This window comes from Pseudomonas sp. KH_040, assembly GCF_057839305.1.
Map to the genome: position 1 here is coordinate 5,719,567 of NZ_CM174487.1, position 21,677 is coordinate 5,741,243.

At 59.1% G+C, this 21,677-nt stretch carries 20 protein-coding genes, 4 tRNA genes and 1 pseudogene; 9 read left to right on the top strand and 16 right to left on the bottom strand.

Features of this window, described 5'->3' with window-relative positions:
- Positions 1-5: 5 nt before the first annotated feature.
- The 3 genes from AC3IUF_RS25420 to AC3IUF_RS25430 all read right to left on the bottom strand — a co-directional run bounded on the left by AC3IUF_RS25420 (position 6) and on the right by AC3IUF_RS25430 (position 1,440).
- Complete coding sequence (locus tag AC3IUF_RS25420) at positions 6-221, bottom strand: hypothetical protein (protein ID WP_007909901.1); 216 nt, start codon at positions 219-221, stop codon at positions 6-8.
- 65 nt (positions 222-286) lie between these two features.
- Positions 287-976, bottom strand: a complete 690-nt coding sequence (locus AC3IUF_RS25425) for an energy-coupling factor ABC transporter permease (protein ID WP_489279642.1) — start codon at positions 974-976, stop codon at positions 287-289.
- Positions 973-1,440: an FAD/FMN-containing dehydrogenase gene (locus tag AC3IUF_RS25430; protein WP_095114081.1), complete on the bottom strand. Its 468-nt coding sequence runs from the start codon at positions 1,438-1,440 to the stop codon at positions 973-975. The genes AC3IUF_RS25425 and AC3IUF_RS25430 overlap by 4 nt, the downstream gene beginning before the upstream one ends.
- Positions 1,441-1,570: 130 nt before the next feature.
- On the opposite strand from AC3IUF_RS25430, the gene AC3IUF_RS25435 reads away from it, so the two are divergent.
- The 5 genes from AC3IUF_RS25435 to AC3IUF_RS25455 all read left to right on the top strand — a co-directional run bounded on the left by AC3IUF_RS25435 (position 1,571) and on the right by AC3IUF_RS25455 (position 5,034).
- The gene (locus AC3IUF_RS25435) at positions 1,571-2,197 is read left to right on the top strand and encodes a DUF1780 domain-containing protein (RefSeq protein ID WP_007909887.1); all 627 of its coding nucleotides are present in this window, start codon (positions 1,571-1,573) and stop codon (positions 2,195-2,197) included.
- A complete protein-coding gene (locus AC3IUF_RS25440) occupies positions 2,194-2,721 on the top strand; it encodes an MOSC domain-containing protein (RefSeq protein WP_007909885.1) in 528 nt (175 codons plus the stop codon). Before AC3IUF_RS25435 ends, AC3IUF_RS25440 begins: the two co-directional genes overlap by 4 nt.
- A 51-nt stretch (positions 2,722-2,772) precedes the next feature.
- Positions 2,773-2,946, top strand: coding sequence for a DUF3094 domain-containing protein (locus tag AC3IUF_RS25445; RefSeq protein ID WP_007909875.1), 174 nt, complete (start codon positions 2,773-2,775; stop codon positions 2,944-2,946).
- A 63-nt stretch (positions 2,947-3,009) separates the two neighbouring features.
- A complete protein-coding gene (locus tag AC3IUF_RS25450) occupies positions 3,010-4,308 on the top strand; it encodes an NAD(P)/FAD-dependent oxidoreductase (protein ID WP_038369052.1) in 1,299 nt (432 codons plus the stop codon).
- A gap of 318 nt (positions 4,309-4,626) precedes the next feature.
- Positions 4,627-5,034 carry an HvfA family oxazolone/thioamide-modified RiPP metallophore gene (locus AC3IUF_RS25455; RefSeq protein WP_038361654.1) on the top strand — a complete coding sequence of 136 codons (408 nt, stop codon included), beginning with the start codon at positions 4,627-4,629 and terminating at the stop codon, positions 5,032-5,034.
- A 59-nt stretch (positions 5,035-5,093) separates the two neighbouring features.
- On the opposite strand, the gene AC3IUF_RS25460 is transcribed toward AC3IUF_RS25455, so the two are convergent.
- The 9 genes and pseudogenes from AC3IUF_RS25460 to rluD form a co-directional block, all read right to left on the bottom strand.
- A complete protein-coding gene (locus tag AC3IUF_RS25460; protein WP_409212654.1) occupies positions 5,094-5,957 on the bottom strand; it encodes a methyl-accepting chemotaxis protein in 864 nt (287 codons plus the stop codon).
- Positions 5,949-6,719 (bottom strand): annotated as a pseudogene (locus AC3IUF_RS25465) (MCP four helix bundle domain-containing protein); the annotation flags it as partial. The pseudogene AC3IUF_RS25465 and the gene AC3IUF_RS25460, both read right to left, overlap by 9 nt.
- 164 nt (positions 6,720-6,883) lie before the next feature.
- Positions 6,884-6,960 (bottom strand) — tRNA-Pro (locus AC3IUF_RS25470).
- Between the two features lie 97 nt (positions 6,961-7,057).
- A tRNA-Lys gene (locus AC3IUF_RS25475) sits at positions 7,058-7,133 on the bottom strand.
- Between the two features lie 5 nt (positions 7,134-7,138).
- Positions 7,139-7,215: transfer RNA gene (locus AC3IUF_RS25480), tRNA-Pro, on the bottom strand.
- A gap of 9 nt (positions 7,216-7,224) precedes the next feature.
- Positions 7,225-7,300, bottom strand: a tRNA-Asn gene (locus AC3IUF_RS25485).
- A gap of 297 nt (positions 7,301-7,597) precedes the next feature.
- Positions 7,598-10,162 (bottom strand): ATP-dependent chaperone ClpB, encoded by a 2,565-nt coding sequence (clpB, locus tag AC3IUF_RS25490; RefSeq protein WP_007909871.1) that lies wholly within the window; start codon positions 10,160-10,162, stop codon positions 7,598-7,600.
- Between the two features lie 130 nt (positions 10,163-10,292).
- Positions 10,293-11,015, bottom strand: coding sequence for a peptidoglycan editing factor PgeF (pgeF, locus tag AC3IUF_RS25495; RefSeq protein WP_123375915.1), 723 nt, complete (start codon positions 11,013-11,015; stop codon positions 10,293-10,295).
- Entirely contained in the window at positions 11,012-11,974 is a 963-nt protein-coding gene (gene rluD, locus AC3IUF_RS25500; RefSeq protein WP_007909858.1) for a 23S rRNA pseudouridine(1911/1915/1917) synthase RluD, read from the bottom strand. Before rluD ends, pgeF begins: the two co-directional genes overlap by 4 nt.
- Positions 11,975-12,125: 151 nt before the next feature.
- Between rluD and AC3IUF_RS25505 the strand changes: the two genes are divergently transcribed.
- The 4 genes from AC3IUF_RS25505 to AC3IUF_RS25520 all read left to right on the top strand — a co-directional run bounded on the left by AC3IUF_RS25505 (position 12,126) and on the right by AC3IUF_RS25520 (position 16,433).
- A complete protein-coding gene (locus tag AC3IUF_RS25505) occupies positions 12,126-13,142 on the top strand; it encodes an outer membrane protein assembly factor BamD (protein WP_007909854.1) in 1,017 nt (338 codons plus the stop codon).
- Positions 13,143-13,268: 126 nt separating this feature from the next.
- Complete coding sequence (locus tag AC3IUF_RS25510; protein ID WP_007909852.1) at positions 13,269-13,511, top strand: PP0621 family protein; 243 nt, start codon at positions 13,269-13,271, stop codon at positions 13,509-13,511.
- The gene (locus tag AC3IUF_RS25515; RefSeq protein WP_489279645.1) at positions 13,501-15,090 is read left to right on the top strand and encodes a sensor histidine kinase; all 1,590 of its coding nucleotides are present in this window, start codon (positions 13,501-13,503) and stop codon (positions 15,088-15,090) included. The genes AC3IUF_RS25510 and AC3IUF_RS25515 overlap by 11 nt, the downstream gene beginning before the upstream one ends.
- Entirely contained in the window at positions 15,087-16,433 is a 1,347-nt protein-coding gene (locus AC3IUF_RS25520) for a sigma-54-dependent transcriptional regulator (RefSeq protein WP_414895056.1), read from the top strand. Before AC3IUF_RS25515 ends, AC3IUF_RS25520 begins: the two co-directional genes overlap by 4 nt.
- Positions 16,434-16,548: 115 nt before the next feature.
- On the opposite strand, the gene thiO is transcribed toward AC3IUF_RS25520, so the two are convergent.
- From thiO to AC3IUF_RS25540, 4 genes are read right to left on the bottom strand one after another with little or no spacing between them, the layout of a single operon-like run.
- Positions 16,549-17,649, bottom strand: coding sequence for a glycine oxidase ThiO (gene thiO / locus AC3IUF_RS25525; protein WP_007909847.1), 1,101 nt, complete (start codon positions 17,647-17,649; stop codon positions 16,549-16,551).
- Between the two features lie 57 nt (positions 17,650-17,706).
- Positions 17,707-18,108 (bottom strand): type IV pilin protein, encoded by a 402-nt coding sequence (locus tag AC3IUF_RS25530; protein WP_007909846.1) that lies wholly within the window; start codon positions 18,106-18,108, stop codon positions 17,707-17,709.
- 15 nt (positions 18,109-18,123) lie between these two features.
- On the bottom strand, positions 18,124-21,207 hold the full coding sequence (locus tag AC3IUF_RS25535; RefSeq protein WP_489279646.1) for a pilus assembly protein: 3,084 nt from the start codon (positions 21,205-21,207) through the stop codon (positions 18,124-18,126).
- On the bottom strand, positions 21,194-21,673 hold the full coding sequence (locus tag AC3IUF_RS25540) for a pilus assembly PilX family protein (RefSeq protein ID WP_489279647.1): 480 nt from the start codon (positions 21,671-21,673) through the stop codon (positions 21,194-21,196). The genes AC3IUF_RS25535 and AC3IUF_RS25540 overlap by 14 nt, the downstream gene beginning before the upstream one ends.
- Positions 21,674-21,677: the final 4 nt, after the last annotated feature.

Below are 21,677 nucleotides of genomic sequence, written 5' to 3' on the forward strand. Positions count from 1 at the left end.
TCCTCTCAGGGCCGCATAAAGCCGTAGTCCTGATCGTCGTCGAGGTTTTCCGCCAGAAAGCGCAACTCGTCGGCCAGGTCTTCGGCGTTGCGCACGGCCTTGCTCTGCTGCACCACCGCACTGAGCAAGGCGCGCAAACTCAACCCCGGGTCAAAGCCCACCTCCTGCGCCATGTCCAGACTCTGCCGGGTTTCCTGCCTTGCCCACTCGTAAACGCTCATGCCGCTGCTCCTGAAGAGATTTGCGCGAGCATGAAATTTCCCGCGCGTGGCGGGTTTGATGTGGATCAAGACTTGGGGTCGTCGTCCTTCCACGGCGCCGAAAGGTAGCGCGTGCGGTTGAAGGTCTCCAGCCATTCCGGGCTGAATACCACCAGCGCACTGACGATCATGCCGTTGATGAACGCCTCGGGGAAAATGATCAGCCACACGTAACCGATGAAGTCTTCCAGCCACTCCGGCATGGCGAAGAGGCCGTCGTACCACAGCAGCGTCAGGCTGAGGATCAGGCACAACAGGGCTGACAGCGCGGCGGCAAAAAATCCGGAACAGAAGATGTACACGAACGGGTTGCGCGGCTGCGCCCGCTCGACGAGGATCGCCACACACTCGGTGACCAGCACCGGCAGCAAAATGAACATCGCGCCATTGACCCCCATCGCCGCGAGATCCTGACGACCGAGCAGCACCAGGCCGATTTGCGCCACCAGCCCGCCGACGATCGCCAGCGGCCAGTCCAGCAGCAGGGTCACCGCCGTCATGCCGAGGAAGTGATACGACACACCGGTATCGAAATCCCTGCGCATCAACCACAACAGAAACAACGCAAACACGGTGCCGAACAGCAGATGCTGACGCCGGCTGTCGCTGAACAACTCGACCCACGGTGCACGCATGATCGTCCAGAGCAACACCGGCAAGTAAATCAGCCAGCCCAGCAGCAGACTTTCAGTCGCCAGCACCTCGACGCCGATCATGGGCGCGCCTTCTCCAGTGCCTCGCGCAGCTCGCTCGCGTTGGCGTATTCACGTTGCGAGAGCAATTGACCGTCCTTGAGTTGCAACCACAACACCTGCCCTTCCGCGCCGGGATAGCGCGATGCAACCCGACCTTCTCGATCGAGCATGACTCGATAGCGGTAGTCGCGCATGGCCGGTACGGCAAACATTTTGGCAATCAGCGCCGGCATGCGCTGGATGTCGGCAACGAATACTGCGTGGCGCGCCTCCAGATAGCCCTTGGGCCGATCCTTCAACGCTTCTTTGATCAGTTTGGCGCCGTCCATATCGCGCGCCACCAGCAGCGTGGTGGTGCTGTTGTCGAGGGTGAAGGGTTGCTCGTGCTGATCGAGTAACGTCCAGGGAGCCAGACGCTCGCCGGTTTCGAGTGCATGGGCACACAGCGGAAAAACAGCAAACAGCAGCAGCCAGCGAAATTTCACGATGAGTCCTCACGGTTTGGCGCAAATAATCGATTGCCATGAGTCTACACTGCCCTTCTCGACTGCCCACTGATGCACTTTGCCGGGTAACGCTTTCAGCTTGTCGCATTTGAACGCTAAGCTTGGGCTTATGGATGACTCAGATTATTTACGCCTGCTGACCATCGCGGCCGAGCAGGCCAACGCCTTTCTGTCCAATGCCCGCAAATGGGAGCGTGAGCGTTGGGTCTGCCAACGCCTGCTGCAAGGCCTCAACATTCCCTACCGCGCCGACGAATTCGCGCCGGCCGGCGAACCGCCGGATGTGCTGTTTCGCGATGCCAATTTCGAGGTGTTCTTCGTGCTCGACGAGGGGCGCCGACTCAACGACGAATGGCGCGATGAACTGCAGCGCCGCCGCAGCGCCTTTTCCCTCAGCCAACTGGTGCGCCGCGAAGCCAAACCGAAACGGATCCCGGCCAATGAATTCTTGCTGCGACTGGCGCCGACCCTGCGCAAAAAAGCCCACAACTACAAGGAACGCGGTATGGATCTGGGCGAACTGGATATCATCGCCTTCGCCAGTCTTAAACGTGAGGTGCTGGATCTGAACAGCCATTTCCCCCCGCCTACCGAATATTTGCGCCAAGGCTGGCGCTCGCTGTCGCTGGTCGGCCCGACTTTCGCCCGCGTGCTGTTCGCCCATCCGGACGCGCCAGATTTTCTGCGCAGCAACCTCGGTCGTAGCATTGTTTTCGATGTCGGGATCAGCCTGTGACGCCGCTGCAGCAATTGATCGCCGATGTGCCGCAAACCGGCCGCGTGCGCTGGATCGGCGTGCGTCCGGAATCCCGTGGGCCGATGATCGAACTTGATGCGGTGGAAGCGCGGCTGGAAGCAGGGCTGACCGGCGATCACGCCCGTCCCGGTGTGCGTAACGCGCGGCAGGTGACGTTGATCCAGTGGGAACATCTGGCAGTGATCAGCGCATTGATGGGCCGCCCCGACGATCAACCCGTCAGGCCTGAAGACCTGCGGCGCAATCTCGTTATCAGCGGTATCAATTTGTTTAGTCTCAAGGGTCGGCGCTTTCGCATCGGTCAGGCAATATTCGAAACCACGGGCTGGTGTCAGCCCTGCGCACGCCTGCAGAACAACCTTGGCCCGGGCACCTTTCAAGCGGTGCGCGGGCATGGCGGAATTACCGCGCGGGTGTTACAAAGCGGGATCATTCGCCTCGAAGACCGGGTCAGCGTCGAGCCGGTTCCGGACAGCGGCTATGCTGCGTTCAACCCCGGATAAAAACCGCTGTAGCTTCTGTCCATTCAGCAACGTCTACCTGACGAGGCAAATATGACCAGCCGCCTGAACCCCGAAGACCAGAAACATGTCGAAGAGTACCTGCAACTGTCCCAACACCGAGTCGAGCGCCGGCCTTTCCGGCCGTGGATGCTCCTCGTGCTGGTGCTGGCAGTGACCATTGGTCTGGGCTTGTTGAGCCGATTTATCAGTTACCTGACGCTATGAGCTGCCTCGCGCTCGCTTGGGTAACAGCACCGATTTCCTTTAAAAACCTTGCGAGTTATCCCTATGTCCCATCGTATTGTTATTGTCGGCGGCGGCGCCGGCGGTCTGGAGTTGGCTACCCGTCTGGGTAAGACTCTGGGCAAACGCGGCACCGCCAGTGTGATGCTGGTCGACGCCAACCTGACGCACATCTGGAAGCCCTTGCTGCACGAAGTGGCCGCCGGATCGCTGAACTCTTCCGAAGACGAACTCAACTATGTTGCCCAGGCGAAATGGAACCACTTCGAGTTCCAGCTGGGGCGCATGAGCGGGCTTGATCGCGCACAGAAGAAAATCCAGTTGGCGGCGACCTACGACGAAAACGGCGTCGAGCTAGTGCCGGCGCGTGAAGTGCAGTACGACTCGCTAGTGATCAGCGTCGGCAGCACCACCAATGATTTCGGCACACAGGGCGCGGCGCAGCACTGCCTGTTCCTGGACACGCGCAAACAGGCCGAGCGTTTCCATCAGCAACTGCTGAATCACTATCTGCGTGCACACGCCGGGCAAACCGATGTGGTCGAGCAGATCAGCGTCGCGATCGTCGGCGCTGGCGCCACGGGCGTCGAGCTGGCGGCAGAACTGCACAATGCCGCCCATGAACTGGCGGCGTATGGTCTGGACCGGATCAAACCGGAAAACATGCACATTACCCTGATCGAAGCCGGGCCACGGGTGTTGCCTGCCCTGCCCGAGCGTATCAGCGGGCCGGTGCACAAAACCCTGGAAAAGCTCGGGGTCAATGTGATGACCAACGCTTCGGTCAGCGAAGTGACCGCCGACAGTCTGATCACGGCCGATGGCAATGAGATCAAGGCCAGCCTGAAAGTATGGGCCGCCGGTATTCGCGCACCGGGTTTTCTCAAGGACATCGATGGCCTGGAAACCAACCGCATCAATCAGTTGCAAGTGCTGCCGACGCTGCAAACCACCCGCGACGAGAACATCTTCGCTTTCGGTGACTGCGCCGCCTGTCCGCAACCGGGTACCGATCGCAACGTGCCGCCACGGGCGCAAGCCGCGCATCAACAGGCGTCACTGCTGGCCAAATCGCTGAAGTTGCGCATCGAAGGCAAGCCCCTGCCGGAGTACAAGTACACCGACTACGGCTCGCTGATCTCGCTGTCGCGTTTTTCGGCGGTGGGTAACTTGATGGGCAACCTGACCGGCAGCGTGATGCTCGAAGGCTGGCTGGCGCGGATGTTTTACGTGTCGCTGTACCGCATGCACCAGATGGCGCTGTACGGGCCGTTCCGCACGGCGATGCTGATGCTGGGCAGCAAGATCGGCCGTGGCACTGAACCGCGTCTGAAATTGCATTGATGTAAACCTGTGGGAGCGAGCCTGCTCCGGGCGGCGATCCGACGAAAGCGTTCTGTCAGTCGTTATTGATGCGACTGATCTGACGCATTCGTCGGATCGCCGCCCGGAGCAGGCTCGCTCCCACATTGTTTTGTGTTGATCGAAAGATCTGTTTCTTACTGTATCCCCGCCCCGCTTTTCCCTCCTTCGCTTACAAACTCCCCCGCTCCGCGACACAGTCGCGATACACCGCCACCGCCTAATGGCCACACCCGAGCGCACCTGCTCAGGCTTTCGTCCTTAACGTGTGGTTGCGTTGTGCAGCCAGGAGAATGTAAAATGTTCCGTACTTCGACCCTCGGTAAAAAATCCATTGGCCTGATCGGCGCCGCACTGGCTGGCGGTCTGATGTTGTCCGGTTCGGTGTTTGCCGCCCAGCCACTGGCGCAGGGCTATATGGTCGCTTCGGCCGATACCTCGGTGAAAGCGCCGGAAGGCAAATGCGGTGAAGGCAAGTGTGGCGATGCTTCGATGGCCAAGACTGACAGCGACGGAGACGGCAAGGTCTCCCGCGCCGAATTCCTCAAAGTCGCGCCGAAGTCCGACTTCGACAAGATCGACACCAACCATGACGGTTTCATCGACGAGCAAGAGGCCTACAACAACGTAAAGGCCAACTTTGAAGCCAACGGCAAGAAGATGCCCAAAGGCCTGTTCGAACACCTGAAAGATCAAGACGGCGCCTGATCGGCAGAAAAAAGCCGCACTTCTCCTGTGAGAAGCGCGGCTTTTTCATGTGTGGTTATTTACAGCTGGAAACGCCGCACCATGCCCTGCAAAGCATTGGCCAGTTGCGACAACTCATGGCTGGAAGCACTGGTCTGGTCGGCGCCTGCGGCAGAACGTACCGACAAATCACGAATGTTCACCAGATTGCGATCCACTTCCCGCGCGACTTGCGCCTGTTCTTCCGCAGCGCTGGCGATCACCAGGTTGCGCTCATGGATCTCGTGCACCGACGCGGTAATGGTTTGCAGCGCCTCACCGGCGCGCTCAGCCAATGCCAGCGTGGTGGTTGCACGCGCCGTACTGGCCTGCATCGAATCCAATGCCAGGCTCGAACCGCTGCGCATGCCCTGAACCATCTGCTCGATCTCCTGAGTCGATTGCTGCGTGCGATAAGCCAGCGCCCGCACTTCATCGGCCACTACGGCGAAACCTCGGCCGCTCTCGCCGGCGCGCGCTGCTTCAATCGCCGCGTTGAGCGCCAGCAGATTGGTCTGCTCGGCAATCGCCCGAATCACGTCGAGTACTTTGCCGATGTCCTGCGACTGGTTGGCCAGTGATTGCACCAACTCGCCGGTCTGTTGCACATCGCTGGCCAGTGCGTTGATGGCCGTGGCGGTCTCACTGACACGCACCTGCCCCAGATGCGCCGACTCGCTGGACTGGCGGGTCGCGTCAGAGGTCGACACCGCATTGCGTGCGACCTCTTCCACCGCAGCCGTCATCTGATTGACCGCTGTCGCGGCTTGTTCGATTTCGTGGTTCTGCTGTTGCAGCCCTTGCGTACTGTCGAGTGTTACCGCATTGAGTTCATCGGCAGCGGTCGCCAGTTGCGTGGCGGAACCGCTGATGCCTTGCAGCGTCTCGCGCAGGTTCTGCTGCATGGTCGCCAACGCTTTGAGCAAGCGACTGACTTCATCGTTGCCATGGGTTTCGATCGGCCGGGTCAGATCACCCTGCGCCACACTTTCTGCGGCGCTCACGGCACTGCTCAGCGGACGAACGATACTGCGCGTGAGCATCATCGCCAGTGCCACCGTGGCCAGCGCTGCCAAGGCAATGAACAAGCTGACGATCGTGCGCGAGTTTTCGTAGTGCGCAGCGGACTTCTGGCTTTCAGCCGCGACTTGTTTGGCGAACAGGTCCGCCAAGTCGTTGAGTTGCTTGCCGGAGCCATCGACCACTGTCTTCATGTCGACCAGCAACAATTTGGTCAACTCATCACGCTTACCTTGCTCGGCGAGGGCGAAAGATTGAGCAATACCACTGCGATACGCGGCGAAGGTCTTTTTGAATTGGTCGTATAGCTGCTGGCCTTCCGGGGTATTGACCAGTTTGTCGTAGGCGGCGATTTTCTCGCTCAGCTCCTTGTCGCGGGTGTCCATCTGGCTGCGGTAGGTGGCGATATTGTTCGCATCCTGGTCCAGCGCCATGCGCAACGAGATGGTGCGAATGCGCAGCATGATCTCGCGAATCTCGTCGCCGCCACGAATGCTTGGCAGCCACTGATTTTCTACCGCAACTTCACTGTCGCGAATACTCGACATCTGCCCCAGCGCAAACACGCCGAGCAAGGCGACCAACACCGCAATCAGGGCAAATCCCAAGGCAGCCCGGGGAGCAATATTCAACTGACGAAGCAACATGACGCACGCCCTTATTCTTGTATTGGCCAGATTCAAGGGGCGAAAGCCATGGCAGTCCCCTCGTGTTAGCGGGCTATCGGCAGGTTGTATGATGACTTGAAGGGAAATGAGTTTTTGTCGGACAAAAAAAATCCCCGTATCTTTCGATACGAGGATTTTTAATATGGTCGGGGTAAGGGGATTCGAACTCCTGACATCCTGCTCCCAAAGCAGGCGCGCTACCGGACTGCGCTATACCCCGGTAAAAAAAAGGCGACCTTTCAAAGATCGCCTTCTTCGATCAGCGCTTTTGGCCTCTGATCTTAAGATTCGATCCCAGCGCTAACTGGTTTCAAAAATGGTGGGTCGTGTGGGATTCGAACCTACGACCAATTGGTTAAAAGCCAACTGCTCTACCAACTGAGCTAACGACCCAAAAATGGTCGGGGTAAGGGGATTCGAACTCCTGACATCCTGCTCCCAAAGCAGGCGCGCTACCGGACTGCGCTATACCCCGGTTTGAAATTGGCTCCGTGACCAGGACTCGAACCTGGGACCCAATGATTAACAGTCATTTGCTCTACCGACTGAGCTATCACGGAACTACATATTTCAATTTACAACGGTGAAACCTGTTGCTTTCAGTCACTCGTTCGCATCGCTGCGTTCGTGTGTCTGAGGCGCGCTATTCTACAACCTAGAACACCTCTGTCAACCCCCTAAATTGCTTTCAAGTTAATGATTTGCAACTTATTTCAGATTTCAACTCAGTGAGCTGAGACCGTCTTGGCGACTGACTGCGGGGCGCACTTTACAAGCCTTTTCCTTTGAGTTCAACAGCCTAACGAAAAAAAAGGCCCCACAAGGTGGGGCCTGCCAATTTTCATTGGCGTTTGGACTTAGTTGAAAACGATTTCGTCGTTCTCAACCACGCCGGTTGCGGTGTCGCCTGGCATGAAGTGACCCGAAAGGATCAATTGCGCCAGCGGGTTTTCGATCCAGCGCTGAATCGCCCGTTTCAAAGGACGTGCGCCATACACCGGGTCGTAACCGACAGCGATCAGCTTGTCCATCGCTTCCGGGCTGAGTTCCAGCTTCAGCTCACGCTCAGCCAGACGCGTACGCAGGCGACCCAACTGGATCTCGGTGATGCCCGCAATCTGATCCCGCGCCAGTGGCTCGAAGATCACCACTTCGTCGACCCGGTTGATGAACTCCGGACGGAAGTGCGACGTCAGCGCATCCATCACCGCAGCACGCTGCGCTTCACGATCACCGACCAGCTCCTGGATCTGTACCGACCCCAGGTTCGAGGTCATGACGATCACGGTATTGCGGAAGTCCACCGTACGGCCATGGCTGTCAGTCAGGCGACCGTCCTCAAGCACTTGCAGCAAGATGTTGAACACATCCGGGTGCGCCTTCTCGACTTCGTCCAGCAGGATCACCGAATAAGGCTTGCGACGCACCGCTTCGGTCAGGTAACCGCCCTCTTCATAGCCGACGTATCCCGGTGGCGCACCGATCAGACGCGCCACGGAATGTTTCTCCATGAACTCGGACATGTCGATCCGCACCATCGCCTCTTCCGTATCAAAGAGGAATTCGGCCAGCGCCTTGCACAGTTCGGTTTTACCGACACCGGTCGGGCCGAGGAACATGAACGAGCCGCTTGGACGATTCGGATCGGACAACCCGGCACGCGAACGGCGTACAGCGTTAGCGACGGCAACCACCGCTTCTTCCTGGCCAATCACGCGTTTGTGCAACAGGCTTTCCATCTTCATCAGCTTGTCGCGCTCGCCTTCGAGCATTTTCGACACGGGGATGCCGGTCCACTTCGATACAACTTCAGCGATTTCTTCTTCAGTCACTTTGCTGCGCAGCAGTTGGTTTTCGCTCTTGCCGTGCTGATCGACCATTTGCAGGCTACGCTCCAGATCCGGGATCACCCCGTACTGCAACTCGGCCATGCGGTTAAGGTCGCCCTTACGGCGTGCGGCTTCCAGCTCCTGACGCGACTGTTCGATCTTCTGCTGAATCTGCGCAGAACCCTGCACCTCGGCTTTCTCCGAGTTCCAGATTTCTTCCAGGTCCGAGTACTCGCGCTCCAGACGGACGATTTCTTCCTGGAGTTTTTCCAGACGTTTCATCGCCGCTTCGTCGCTTTCTTTCTTCAGCGCCTGGGATTCCACCTTCAACTGAATCAGGCGACGCTCCAGACGATCGAGCACTTCCGGCTTGGAATCGATTTCCATGCGGATACGGCTCGCAGCCTCGTCGATCAGGTCGATGGCCTTGTCCGGCAACTGCCGGTCAGTGATGTAGCGATGGCTGAGCTTGGCCGCGGCGATGATCGCGCCGTCGGTGATCGCCACTTTATGGTGAACCTCGTAACGCTCTTTGAGGCCCCGCAGGATGGCGATGGTGTCTTCTTCGCTTGGCTCATCCACCAATACTTTCTGGAAGCGTCGCTCGAGCGCCGCGTCCTTCTCTATATATTGGCGGTACTCGTTGAGCGTGGTCGCACCGACGCAGTGCAACTCGCCGCGCGCCAGTGCTGGCTTGAGCATGTTGCCGGCGTCCATCGAACCTTCGCCCTTACCGGCGCCGACCATGGTGTGCAGTTCGTCGATGAACAGAATGATCTGCCCTTCTTGCTTCGACAGCTCGTTGAGCAGCGATTTCAGGCGCTCTTCGAACTCACCGCGATACTTGGCACCGGCAATCAACGCGCCCATGTCCAGCGAGAGCAGACGCTTGCCTTTAAGGCCGTCCGGCACTTCGCCGTTGATGATGCGCTGGGCCAGACCTTCGGCAATTGCAGTTTTACCCACGCCAGGTTCGCCGATCAGCACCGGGTTGTTCTTGGTGCGGCGCTGCAGAACCTGGATGGTGCGACGGATTTCGTCATCACGACCGATCACTGGATCGAGCTTGCCGTCTTCGGCGCGCTTGGTCAGGTCGACGGTGTATTTATCCAGCGCCTGGCGCGACTCTTCGTGGTTGGCGTCATTCACCGCTTCGCCGCCACGCAGGTTATTGATCGCGTTTTCCAAAGCTTTCTTGCTCACGCCCTGGCCGAGCAGCAACTTGCCGAGCTTGCTGTTCTCGTCCATCGCCGCGAGCAACACCAGTTCGCTGGAAATGAACTGATCGCCCTTCTGCTGGGCCAGCCGGTCAGCCTGGTTAAGCAGGCGCGCCAGATCCTGCGACATGTTGACGTCGCCAGTCGGGTTCTGGATTTTTGGTAATTGGTCGAGCTCTTTGGTCAGCTCTTTACGCAAGCTGTTGACGTCGAAGCCCACCTGCATCAGCAGAGGTTTGATCGAACCACCCTGCTGTTCAAGCATGGCTTGCATCAAGTGCGCCGGCTCGATGGCCGGATGATCGTGGCCGACAGCCAACGACTGGGCGTCGGACAAGGCCAACTGTAATTTGCTGGTTAAACGGTCTATACGCATGGGTCACCTTCCTTTTGAGCAGGCCGGACCTAAAAAACCATCCTGAATAAAGAAACCTGCCAGATACCACTGTAGATGCGGTCGATTCTGCAAGATTCAAGCGTCAGGCAGTTGATGCAGATCAGACAGTCTAGCGGGTGAGCCAAACCAAGGAGGCGAAGCGACCGGTGCGTGAAGCACGGCGATAGGAGAAGAAGCGTGGATCGGTCACGGTGCAGAAGCCACCGCCGTAAACCGCTGTGACACCACGAGCCGCCAGGCGCAGGCGCGCCAGCAAGTAGATGTCAGCCATGAACTTGCCGGCATTGTGGCTCGGCACGAAGGCATCTGCCGCTGCGGGCAATTGATCAATAAAGACTTCCCGCACTTCCGGGCCGACTTCAAAGGCCTTCGGGCCAATCGCCGGACCGAGCCAGACCAAAACGTCTTCAGCCGGAACATTGAGGCTGTCGAGGGTCGCTTCCAGCACACCCGCCGCCAGACCACGCCAACCGGCGTGAGCCGCTGCGACGCGAGTACCGGCACGATCGCAGAATAATGCTGGCAGACAGTCTGCCGTCATCGCCGCGCAGGCAATGCCCGGCGTTGCCGTCCAGCTGGCATCGGCAGTCGCAACAATGCCCGGATCAGCATGCGCCACGGCAATCCCGTGCACTTGCTGCAACCAGGCAGGCTGTATAGAGAAGTGATCGGTCAGGCGCCGTCGGTTCTCGGCAACAGCCTCAGGACGATCATCGACATGATCGCCCAGATTGAGGCTGTCGAACGGCGCCTCGCTGACACCGCCCTCGCGGGTGGTGACGCAGGCTTTGACGCTGGCCGGCGCAGGCCAGTCCGGCGTCAGCCAGTTCATCCGACGAAGGCCTCGCGATCCTGCTTGAGCAGGGTCAGCAGCCAGACGAAATCTTCTGGCAGCGGCGATTCCCAGCTCATGCGCACACCGGTCGTCGGATGATCGAGTTCAAGGAAGCGCGCATGCAGGGCCTGACGCGGGAAATGCTTGAGGGACTCAACCATCGTCGGGTTTGCCGCCGGCGGAATGCGGAAACGCCCGCCATACGCCGGATCACCGACCAACGGGAAGTTGATATGCGACATGTGCACGCGAATCTGGTGAGTACGACCGGTTTCCAGCTTCACCCGTACGTGGGTGTGGGAGCGGAAGCGCTCCAGCACGCGGTAGTGGCTGACGGCAGGCTTGCCACCTTCCATAACCGCCATGCGCTGGCGCTGCTGGCCGTGACGACCGATCGGGGCGTTGATCTTGCCCCCGGCGGTCACGACACCAATCACGATGCACTCATAGATGCGGCTGACGCTGCGACTCTGCAGTTGAGTAACAAGCTTGGTCTGCGCCTGAATGGTCTTGGCCACCACCATCAGACCGGTGGTGTCCTTGTCCAGACGATGCACGATGCCGGCACGCGGGACATTGATGATGTCCGGCACGTGGTGCAGCAAGGCGTTGAGCAAGGTGCCATCGGCGTGACCGGCAGCCGGGTGTACCACCAGGCCCGCAGGCTTGTTGATCACCAGAATGTCGTCGTCTTCATAGACGATGTCGAGCTCGATGTCTTGGGCGATCCATTCACCCTGGGCTTCCTGCTCGGCAGTCAGCTCAAGGATGGCCCCCCCGTGCACGATGTCGCGAGGGCGGATGACCGCCCCGTCCACAGTCAGGCGACCTTCTTTGATCCAGGCGGAAAGGCGCGAGCGTGAGTGCTCAGCGAAGAGTTGGGCAGCGACTTGATCGAGGCGTTGGCCGCCCAATTCGGACGGCACCTCTGCGCGAAGTTCAATTTTATCGGACATGCTCTGACTGTGCGTCGGCACAGCTTTTGGTTTCGGCTGCGCGCTTGTGGTTAAATACGGCGTCTTTTGCCCCGAGGCTTTTCAACGGGGCGCTCATCATAACAGGACGGCCCCGCCCAAGACAGCGGCCGTCATAGGGACGCAAGCCGCCATGCAAGTGAAACACCTGCTGCTGATCGCCATCCTCGCATTGACCGCTGCTTGCTCATCGAAGGAAGTCGTAGACGAAAACCTCAGCGAAGCCGAGCTGTATCAGCAGGCTCAGACTGACCTGGACAACAACAGCTACACCAGCGCCACAGCCAAGCTGAAGGCTCTGGAGTCGCGTTATCCGTTCGGTCGCTACGCCGATCAGGCACAGCTGGAGCTGATCTACGCCAACTACAAGAACGCCGAGCCGGAAGCTGCAAAGTCCGCCGCCGAGCGTTTCATTCGTTTGCATCCGCAGCACCCGAACGTGGATTACGCCTACTATCTGAAAGGTCTGACCTCTTTCGACCAGGACGTCGGCCTGCTGGCGCGCTTCCTGCCGCTGGACATGACCAAGCGTGACCCGGGCGCCGCCCGCGACTCGTACAACGAGTTCGCACAGCTGACCAGCCGTTATCCGAACAGCCGCTACGCGCCGGACGCCAAGCAGCGCATGATCTACCTGCGCAACCTGCTGGCCGCTTACGAAATCCACGTGGCCGACTACTACCTGACCCGTCAGGCGTATGTAGCCGCTGCCAACCGTGGCCGTTACGTAGTGGAAAACTTCCAGGAAACCCCATCGGTCGGCGACGGCCTGGCAGTGATGACTGAAGCCTACCAGCGTCTGCACCTGGACGAACTGGCGGCCACCAGCCTGGAAACCCTGAAGCTCAACTACCCGAACCACCCGAGCCTGCAAGACGGCCAGTTCGTGCCACGGGTTGCCGAAGCCGACAACCGTTCGTTCCTGAGCAAGGCGACGTTGGGTCTGATCGAGTCGCGTCCACCGCTGCCGCCGGGCGAAACCCGCGCCAACCAGGACGTGCAGAAGCAGTTCCAGGATGCGAAAGACGCGATCCCGAACGAGCTCAAGCCTAAAGACGAAAACGGCGACGTGATCGAAGAGCCGGAACCAGAGTCGAGCAACACCGACCGCTCGTGGTTCAGCTACATGACTTTCGGCGTGTTCGACTGATCACACCGGCGGTACAGAAAAGGGAGATCTGCGGATCTCCCTTTTTCATTTCTGCGCTTTAATCCGCTGTGCGCTCGTCAGGTCCTTGGCTAAACTGCCGGATCATCAGTCGAAAAGCCGCTCATCATGCTTCGTTTATTGTTCTGGATCGTCGTGATTTTTGCCGCGATATGGTTGTGGCGTAAATTCAAGGCGCCTGCCGCGTCCAACCCATCCAATCGCCCAAATCGCGAACAGGACGCGCCACCGATGGTGCGCTGCGCCCATTGCGGCGTACATTTGCCGCGCGACCGTGCGCTGAGCGTGCAACAACAGTGGTATTGCAGCCAGGCTCACCTCGAGCAAGGCCCGGGCTCCAGTGATCGCTGAGGCCACCCACGCCGACAGCAAACAGGCGCAGCGCCTGCTGCGCCTTTATCATCTCTACCGCTTAAGCATCGGCATCACCCTGGTGCTGCTGATCTCCAGCAACATGGACAACCGCCTGCTGACGTCGGCCAATGACGAATTGCTGCGCGGTGGCAGTTGGCTGTACCTGATCCTCAATATTCTGTTGGTGGTGTTCCTGGAGAACACACGACGGCCGGCGCAGCTATTCAGCCTGGCCCTCGTCGATATCCTGCTTTTATGCGCATTGTTCTTTGCTGCGGGCGGCGTCGGCAGTGCGCTGGGTAATTTGCTGATTGTCTCGGTGGCGATCAGCAACACCCTGCTACGGCGACGCATCGGCCTGTTGATCGCCGCTATCGGTGCGCTGGGCATCGTCGGCTCGAGTTTCCTGCTCGGCTTCAACCATCCCCTGAGCGCCAATGAATACTTGCAGGCCGGCACCCTCGGCGCTCTGTGCTTTGCCGCCTCGCTGTTGGTGCAAGGCTTGATCCGACGCCTGGAGGTCAGCGAAACCCTGGCCGAGCAACGCGCCAGCGAAGTGGTGGGGCTCGAAGCCCTCAACGCGCTGATCCTGCAACGCATGCGCACCGGCATTCTGGTGCTCGACGAGGCGCGTCGGGTGCAACTGGCCAACCACAGCGCGCAAACCCTGCTCGCGCAATCGCAACTTCAGGGACATCTGATCGATGACTATTCGATGGCGCTGGTTGATCGCCTGCAACTGTGGATGAACAACCCGACCCTGCGCCCACAGAGCCTGAAAATCCCCGGCAACGGCCTGGAGCTGCAACCGAGTTTCATCGCCCTCGAACAAAGCCCAAACCAGCAAACCCTGGTATTTCTCGAAGACCTCGCGCAAATCGCCCAACAAGCTCAGCAACTGAAACTCGCTGCGTTGGGGCGACTGACCGCTGGCATCTCCCATGAGATCCGCAACCCGCTGGGTGCCATCAGTCACGCCGCACAGCTATTGGCTGAATCCGAGGAACTCGATAGCGCCGATCGGCGTCTGACGCAGATCATTCAAGACCACTCCCAGCGCATGAACCGAGTCATCGAAAACGTCCTGCAACTGTCCCGCCGCCAACAGAGCGCCCCGCAACGACTGGATCTCAAGCCGTGGCTGGAAAACTTCGTTGTTGAAAGCCGCGAACAAGCCAGTGAGCGCCAGCAGATTCACCTGCGAATCGATTCGGGGGATTTCACCACGCTGATGGACCCCAACCAGCTCACGCAAATTCTCGACAACCTGTTACGCAACGGCTGGCGCCACAGCGCCCTGCTGCACGATCAAGCGCAAGTCTGGCTGGCCCTGTTCATCGATCCCGAGAGCCAGTTGGCGGTCCTTGAAGTGCAGGACAACGGCCCCGGCGTGCCTGCCGATGAACAGGCGCATCTGTTCGAACCGTTCTTCACCACCAGCAGCCAGGGCACCGGCCTTGGGCTTTATCTGTCCCGTGAGCTGTGCGAAAGCAACCAAGCGCGCCTAGACTTTCAATCACGCCAAGGCGGCGGCTGCTTTCGCATCACCTTTGCTCACGGACGGAAACAAAGTTGAATACGAGCCCACGGCAAAAAATCCTCATCGTCGACGACGAACCGGACATCCGCGAACTCCTGGAAATCACTCTGGGACGGATGAAGCTCGACACCTACAGCGCACGCAATCTGGCTGAAGCCCAGGCGCTGCTCAACCGCGAGAACTTCGATCTGTGCCTGACCGACATGCGCCTGCCCGACGGTACGGGCCTGGAACTGGTGCAGCACATTCAGCAACGTTATCCACAACTGCCGGTGGCGATGATCACCGCCTATGGCAGCCTGGAAACGGCCATCAACGCTTTGAAAGCAGGTGCTTTCGACTTCCTGACCAAACCGGTCGACCTCACGCGCCTGCGCGAACTGGTCGGCACGGCCCTGCGCATGCCGGCGGCAGGAGGCAGCTCTACAACGATAGAACGGCGCTTGCTGGGCGATTCGCAGCCGATGCGCAGTCTGCGCAAGCAAATCGACAAACTCGCTCGCAGCCAAGCGCCGGTGTACATCAGTGGCGAGTCGGGCAGTGGCAAGGAACTGGTCGCGCGGCTGATCCATGAACAAGGGCCACGCGCCAGCCAGCCGTTCGTGCCGGTGAACTGTGGGGCAATACCTTCGGAGCTGATGGAAAGCGAGTTTTTCGGCCATCGCAAAGGCAGTTTCACCGGCGCGGTCGAAGACAAGCCGGGGCTGTTTCAGGCGGCCCATGGCGGCACGTTGTTCCTCGATGAAGTGGCAGACTTGCCGTTGTCGATGCAGGTAAAACTGCTGCGAGCGATTCAGGAAAAAGCTGTGCGCAGTGTTGGCGGTCAGCAGGAAAGCGTGGTCGATGTGCGGATCCTCTGTGCCACGCACAAGGACCTCGATGCCGAGGTCGCGGCCGAACGCTTTCGTCAGGACCTTTATTACCGCCTGAACGTGATTGAATTGCGCGTGCCGTCCCTGCGTGAGCGCCGTGATGACATTGAAGTGCTGGCAGCCAATATGCTCAAGCGCCTCGCCAAGGACACCGGCCAACCAGCAGCACGCTTGCATCCGCAGGCGTTGGAAGCGCTGAAGAATTACCGGTTTCCGGGGAATGTGCGGGAGCTGGAAAACGTGCTCGAACGGGCGCACACCTTGTGTGAAAACCGCACGATCGAGGCAGAGGATTTGCGCTTGAGCGAGGGGAACTGCGCGGCGGATGGCGCGATTGCCGATCTGACGCAGATCGATAATCTTGAGGATTACCTGGAGAACGTCGAGCGGAAGCTGATTCTGCAAGCGCTGGAGGAGACGCGCTGGAATCGTACGGCGGCGGCGCAGCGCTTGAGTCTATCGTTCAGGTCGATGCGTTACAGGCTGAAAAAACTCGGTTTGGACTGAGGGCCCCTTCGCGAGCAAGCTCGCTCTCACATTGGATTTTGTGACCGACAAAGATCAACTGTGGGAGCGAGCCTGCTCGCGAAAGAGATCTGCCAGGCTACAGAGAAATATCAGACTAAATGCGGCCTTCAGGCGCATACGGCGCCGGATCAATAATCGGCGCCCTTCCCAGCATCACATCGGCAAACAACTGACACGACGCTGGCGCCAGCACCAGCCCATTGCGGTAATGTCCGCAGTTCAGCCACAACCCGGCAAACCCCGGCACACGGCCAATGTACGGAATGCCCTCCGGCGACCCCGGACGCAACCCTGCCCAGTGCCCTACCACTTCGGCCTCTGCCAGCGCCGGCAACAATTCCACCGCTGAAGCCTTGAGACTTTCCAGCGCAACGTCGGTTGGGGTCTTGTCGTAACCTTCGTGCTCCAGCGTGCTGCCGATCAGGATATGACCGTCACGACGCGGAATCGCATAACGCCCTTTGGCCAGCACCATGCTCGGCAGGAAATCTGCCGCACATTTATAGAGAATCATCTGGCCTTTGACTGGTTCGACCGGCAATGTCAGATCCAGCGTCTTGAGCAGATCACCGCTCCACGCCCCCGCGGTCAGTACGACCTGATCACCGTTGATCACACCCTTCGACGTCTCGACGCCAACAACCTGCCCGCCCTCACGGACAAACCCGCTGACTTCGCACTGTTCGTGAATCGTCACGTTAGGCAGTGCCTGCAACGCCGCTTTCAGTGATTTCACCAGACGCGGATTGCGCACGTTGGCGACATCCGCCATGTAGATCGCTCGGGAGAAACCGCCACCGAGCACCGGCACCGCATCATGCGCCGCCGAGATATCCACAGCCCGCAGCGGCCGGTTTTCCCGCTCGGCCCAGGCCAGCGCTTCGGCTTCATCGTCCAGATCCAGCCAGTACAGGCCGGTGGTATGTACTTCAGGATCCACCCCGGTGTCAGCGAACAAACGCTCGCCGAGCTGTGGATAAAAATCCTGCGACCAGTGCGCCAGTGCCGTGACCGCCGGGCTATAACGCCACGGATATAACGGCGAAACGATACCGCCGCCCGCCCAGGACGATTCCTGGCCGAGGTTCGAGCGATCGAGCAGCACCACGCTGCGTACTTCGGAGGCGAGATTGTAGGCGGTCAGCAGGCCAATCACCCCGCCACCGACAATCACCACTTGCTGTTGCCTGGTCATGTTTGATCCAACCGTAAAAAAGACAGTGGGCGCAAAAGGCACCCGAAAGAAAGCGCCTCAGCGGCCCCAGCAATCCTTGGTGGTCAGCCCGGTAGTCGCGTTGTTCATGCTTCTGACACCGGTGTTGGTCAGGGTGAAATCCCCGCATTTGTCGGTGGCCATGGCCGTGCCCGTCTTGCGGGTGGCGGTCAACAGGAAGGTCTGGTCAGCGATGGTCGGGGTGATGGTGTAGAAATCAGTGCCCGTGCTGAGCCCGGTAACGCCGGTGTAGACATTGCTCTTGGTGTAGAAACGTTCAAGGGTCTGCGCCTGCTCCGAGAGCAGCGACACCACTTCGGCGCGACGGCCCTTTTTCACATATTCGGTATAGCTCGGTGCGGCGATGGTGATGACGATCCCGATGATCGCAATCACGATCATGATTTCGATCAGGGTGAAGCCTCGGTTGGATCTGCGCATGCCTCAAACTCTCGCTTACTGTATTTGTCGCCACATGATACGACGGCTGCCGCCACCGCCCTTTTCTACAATGATCGTGATGGTGCCACTGGTGTCGGTCGTACCCTTGCGCTTGCCATCGCTGGAGACGAAGTTCAGGGTCGGAATGCCACCGGTGAATATCACGCCGCTGGAGATCGAGTCATTGCTGTCGACCAAACCGTCAGAGCTGGTATCGAGCACGGCGTAATTGAGCATCTTACCGCTGAACGCATCCAGTTCGACCAGTTTGCCGGTACCAAAACTCGCACAGGGATCAGTGGTATCAACACTCGCCGTGGTAAAGACAACACGGCCCAGCACGATACTCGCCTGATTGATCACCCGCTCGCCGGTCAGCACGTTGTTGTACACCAGCGGAAGATACCAACCCTTCTCCGCCGGATACGTCGTGTCATTCTGCGTTGTGGTCAGAAACTGTCCAGAGCTGCCGGAGAATGATCCGGTGATCGCCTGCGGCTGCAAACTGCTGACGGTCAACTGTCCAGAACCACCATCGGCGTCCCACACGGAATAGAACGCCTGCAAATCCTTGTTGGTCTTATCGGCCGTTTCATTGAACTTGCCGGTACCGACGAAGACCTGTTTGCCGCCCAGCGCGTTATCCGCCAGTAACGGCTGCGCGGTGATCGGTTGAGTCGCCCCGCCCGCCGTGGTGAACAGTGGCTTGCCGGAAAACGCCACGCCCCAACTATCGGAGGACGTGGCACTCAGGTCGAACTTCCATAACCGCCCCTTCAAGTCGCCACCGTAAGCGGCCTGCACCACATTCGAAGAGTTGACCTTGAGTTTCACCGACGACAAACCGTTGGTGGTTTCCGTGCTGTCGATAACGATTTTCCTGATCAGCGAACCGTCCAGCGCATCCAGTACATACAGGGCCGCCACGCCCGAATTACTGCCGTAGCCATTGGCAATGAATGTCGCCCAGCGACCATTGGCCAAGCGTGCCACTTCCGGACGGGCGTAGGCATAACCCAGATCATTGAATGCGTTCGCAGCACTGGCGGTGGCCGGCGCACTGACCTCCCACAAGGCCTTGATCACATTGCCCGCAGACGCATCAAACAGTTGCAGCCCGTAGAAGGTTTTACCCCCGGCACCGGTGCCGCCAATGGCCAGGGTTTTCCACACGGTGCCGGACTGCGCATCGAACACCCCAACCTGACCGTCTACCAAAAACTTGTGGCTCACACCGTTGACGTAGTTGGTATCGGCGATCAGGCGCAATGACGGCAGCACACTGGACGGCATGTAGGCGTAACGGCGAGTACCGTTCGCCGAATTGATCACGTTGACGAAACCATCGTTGGCGTTGACCACCAGGCTGGTGTTCATATTCGCAGCCTTGGTGGCCAGGTAAGTGCTGTAGCTGGTGTCACCGGAAAGATCGGAGGCGGTTTTGTCTGATGGCGAAGCCAGCACCAGCGGCGAATTGATGATGTCGCCGAGCAGCACGCTGCGCACTTTCAGCCCGGCCTTGTTCGTGCCCTTGCTCCACTCCACCAGATCAATGCCACTGATACCGGTGGGCAATCCCTGACTCAGCGTGGTCTGCTGGGCCGGGGAAAAGTTGCCGTAAGCCAGGGTTACCGCTGCGTTGCTCAGGGTATTCCATGACTGAAAGGTCGCGGCGGTGGCGGCTGGCACGATGGTGGTGTCGGTCGTCCACTGCGCCGCCGAGGTATTGACCGTCCCGGTCGAGGTGAACCCAAACGACTTGATCGTGCCGCGCCAGTCCTTGGGGTCATAAGTGGTTTGATAAAAGCTGCTGCTGGACGTCAGTGTGGTTCCGCTGGTGACTCCCGCGCCGCCGGAGCCGGCCTTGGACGTGATGTCGCTCAGCGCCGAGGATAAGGCGGCGTTGAGCCCGGTACTGTCGGTCGCCTGGTAATACCTGCCCTGTCCATAACTAGCGGCGTCCGACAGCATGTCATTATCGGCGGTGAAACCCACGGTGTAGGTGTTCATGTTCTGTTTGGGAAAATCCACCGCATTCCAGCTCTTACCCGCTGCGTCGGTGCCGGTCGAACGCATATCGATGTCAAAGGCAAACTTGGCGATGTCATCCAGATACAGCGTATCCCCTTCACCATCACCGTTAAGGTTGTTGCCGTCATTGTTGACGCCATCCCAGTTCGGCAAACGGCTGCCGCCCAGTGGGTCATTGGTGGGGAAAGTACGGTCGAAGGTCGGCAAGCCGTCGGTGATCACCACACCATAGTTTTTCTGGCAGCGGTACTGAATCGGGCTGGTGTAGGTGGTCGGTGTGCTGTTGTAGTACGGCGCCATGCCACGCATGTAACGAGTGATTTCGTAATAGGTTTCCGCCAACGGCGTGTTGGCCACGGCGCTCAAACCGTTGATGGAAGAGATCAGTGCGTTGTAATTGGAGTCGGCCTGGGCTTGAGTCACGCTGCCGGACACCGGCGACAAATCGCTGATCGCACGAGCAATGAAACCGCCATTGCCGGAGTTGTTGCTGGTGGCCGGATTGAATGTCGACAGACCCATACGCAACGTGCGGTTGCTGCTGACCAATGCCGTAGAGACGTTGCGCGCGACGTTGATGCGGTAGTCGTTGGGAATCGCCCCGGTGGTGAAATCGCGTGTGCCGTTGTTGATGGCCAGGCCGAATACGTAGGAAATGTAATCCCCTGAGTAACGCGTATTGCCGCTGCCGACCGGATCCGGCAGCTTCAGGCACAACGGCGCCAGACTGTTGTTATAGAACGCATAGGCGCCGCCGGAGCAACCTGATGTCGGCAGGCTGGACAGAAAGATCGTATCGCCGGTAATCGCTGTCGAACTCAGGCACAGGCCAAGTAAGGCGTTGCATTGCCGGGCCGGGGTGAAATTGTCGGTGGGGTCAAAACCGGTCGCATAGATGATGCTGTTCATACTCCCCGAATCGTCGATCAGCAGCATGACGTTGGGTGGTACCGCTGCCGCACTCAACAGCGGCGAATCGGAAGGCGTGAACGCATACGCCGGCGCGGCCAGATAACAGCTCAGCAGCATGCCGATCCATACTGATATGCAGCGCTCAATACTTCGCATAAACACTCTCCACCACGCTACGCGAAGTGCCGGCGATGCCGACCGCTGTAACCCGATACAACGTCGCCGAGGTGTTGCTCGGTACGTTCACGGCCGTCAGAGTCGTACCGATGTTCTGTACTCCATAGAATCCATTGCCGACCGCAATCCAGGTCACCCCGGAAGTCGAATTGAGTCCCGCCGCGCTGACCACCGACGACTCCGCCGGCGGCGCGCATTGCGTGGTACCGCTGCATACAGCCAGCGAATAACTGTCCAGTTGCACCGCACTTTCGCCAATGCGCAACGCCGCCTCGGCAGTCTGGAACGACTGATTGCGCAGGCTCACGCTGCCGGCCATTTTTTCCTGCAGGTTGGCGCTCTGCATCGACGACAGACCAATCAGGGTCAGCAATAACAGGAATACCAGACTGACCAGCAAGACCATGCCGTGCTGCGCCTGACGGGTGTGGAGAGTCATCCTCATCGCC

What these genes read in the sequence shown, in the direction of transcription:
- AC3IUF_RS25420 (WP_007909901.1), bottom strand. Translation starts at nt 221, where the DNA reads ATGAGCGTTTACGAGTGGGCAAGGCAGGAAACCCGGCAGAGTCTGGAC.
- AC3IUF_RS25425 (WP_489279642.1), bottom strand. Translation starts at nt 976, where the DNA reads ATGATCGGCGTCGAGGTGCTGGCGACTGAAAGTCTGCTGCTGGGCTGG.
- AC3IUF_RS25435 (WP_007909887.1), top strand. Translation starts at nt 1,571, where the DNA reads ATGGATGACTCAGATTATTTACGCCTGCTGACCATCGCGGCCGAGCAG.
- AC3IUF_RS25445 (WP_007909875.1), top strand. Translation starts at nt 2,773, where the DNA reads ATGACCAGCCGCCTGAACCCCGAAGACCAGAAACATGTCGAAGAGTAC.
- AC3IUF_RS25450 (WP_038369052.1), top strand. Translation starts at nt 3,010, where the DNA reads ATGTCCCATCGTATTGTTATTGTCGGCGGCGGCGCCGGCGGTCTGGAG.
- AC3IUF_RS25455 (WP_038361654.1), top strand. Translation starts at nt 4,627, where the DNA reads ATGTTCCGTACTTCGACCCTCGGTAAAAAATCCATTGGCCTGATCGGC.
- AC3IUF_RS25460 (WP_409212654.1), bottom strand. Translation starts at nt 5,957, where the DNA reads ATGCAGCAGAACCTGCGCGAGACGCTGCAAGGCATCAGCGGTTCCGCC.
- clpB (WP_007909871.1), bottom strand. Translation starts at nt 10,162, where the DNA reads ATGCGTATAGACCGTTTAACCAGCAAATTACAGTTGGCCTTGTCCGAC.
- pgeF (WP_123375915.1), bottom strand. Translation starts at nt 11,015, where the DNA reads ATGAACTGGCTGACGCCGGACTGGCCTGCGCCGGCCAGCGTCAAAGCC.
- rluD (WP_007909858.1), bottom strand. Translation starts at nt 11,974, where the DNA reads ATGTCCGATAAAATTGAACTTCGCGCAGAGGTGCCGTCCGAATTGGGC.
- AC3IUF_RS25505 (WP_007909854.1), top strand. Translation starts at nt 12,126, where the DNA reads ATGCAAGTGAAACACCTGCTGCTGATCGCCATCCTCGCATTGACCGCT.
- AC3IUF_RS25510 (WP_007909852.1), top strand. Translation starts at nt 13,269, where the DNA reads ATGCTTCGTTTATTGTTCTGGATCGTCGTGATTTTTGCCGCGATATGG.
- thiO (WP_007909847.1), bottom strand. Translation starts at nt 17,649, where the DNA reads ATGACCAGGCAACAGCAAGTGGTGATTGTCGGTGGCGGGGTGATTGGC.
- AC3IUF_RS25530 (WP_007909846.1), bottom strand. Translation starts at nt 18,108, where the DNA reads ATGCGCAGATCCAACCGAGGCTTCACCCTGATCGAAATCATGATCGTG.
- AC3IUF_RS25535 (WP_489279646.1), bottom strand. Translation starts at nt 21,207, where the DNA reads ATGCGAAGTATTGAGCGCTGCATATCAGTATGGATCGGCATGCTGCTG.
- AC3IUF_RS25540 (WP_489279647.1), bottom strand. Translation starts at nt 21,673, where the DNA reads ATGAGGATGACTCTCCACACCCGTCAGGCGCAGCACGGCATGGTCTTG.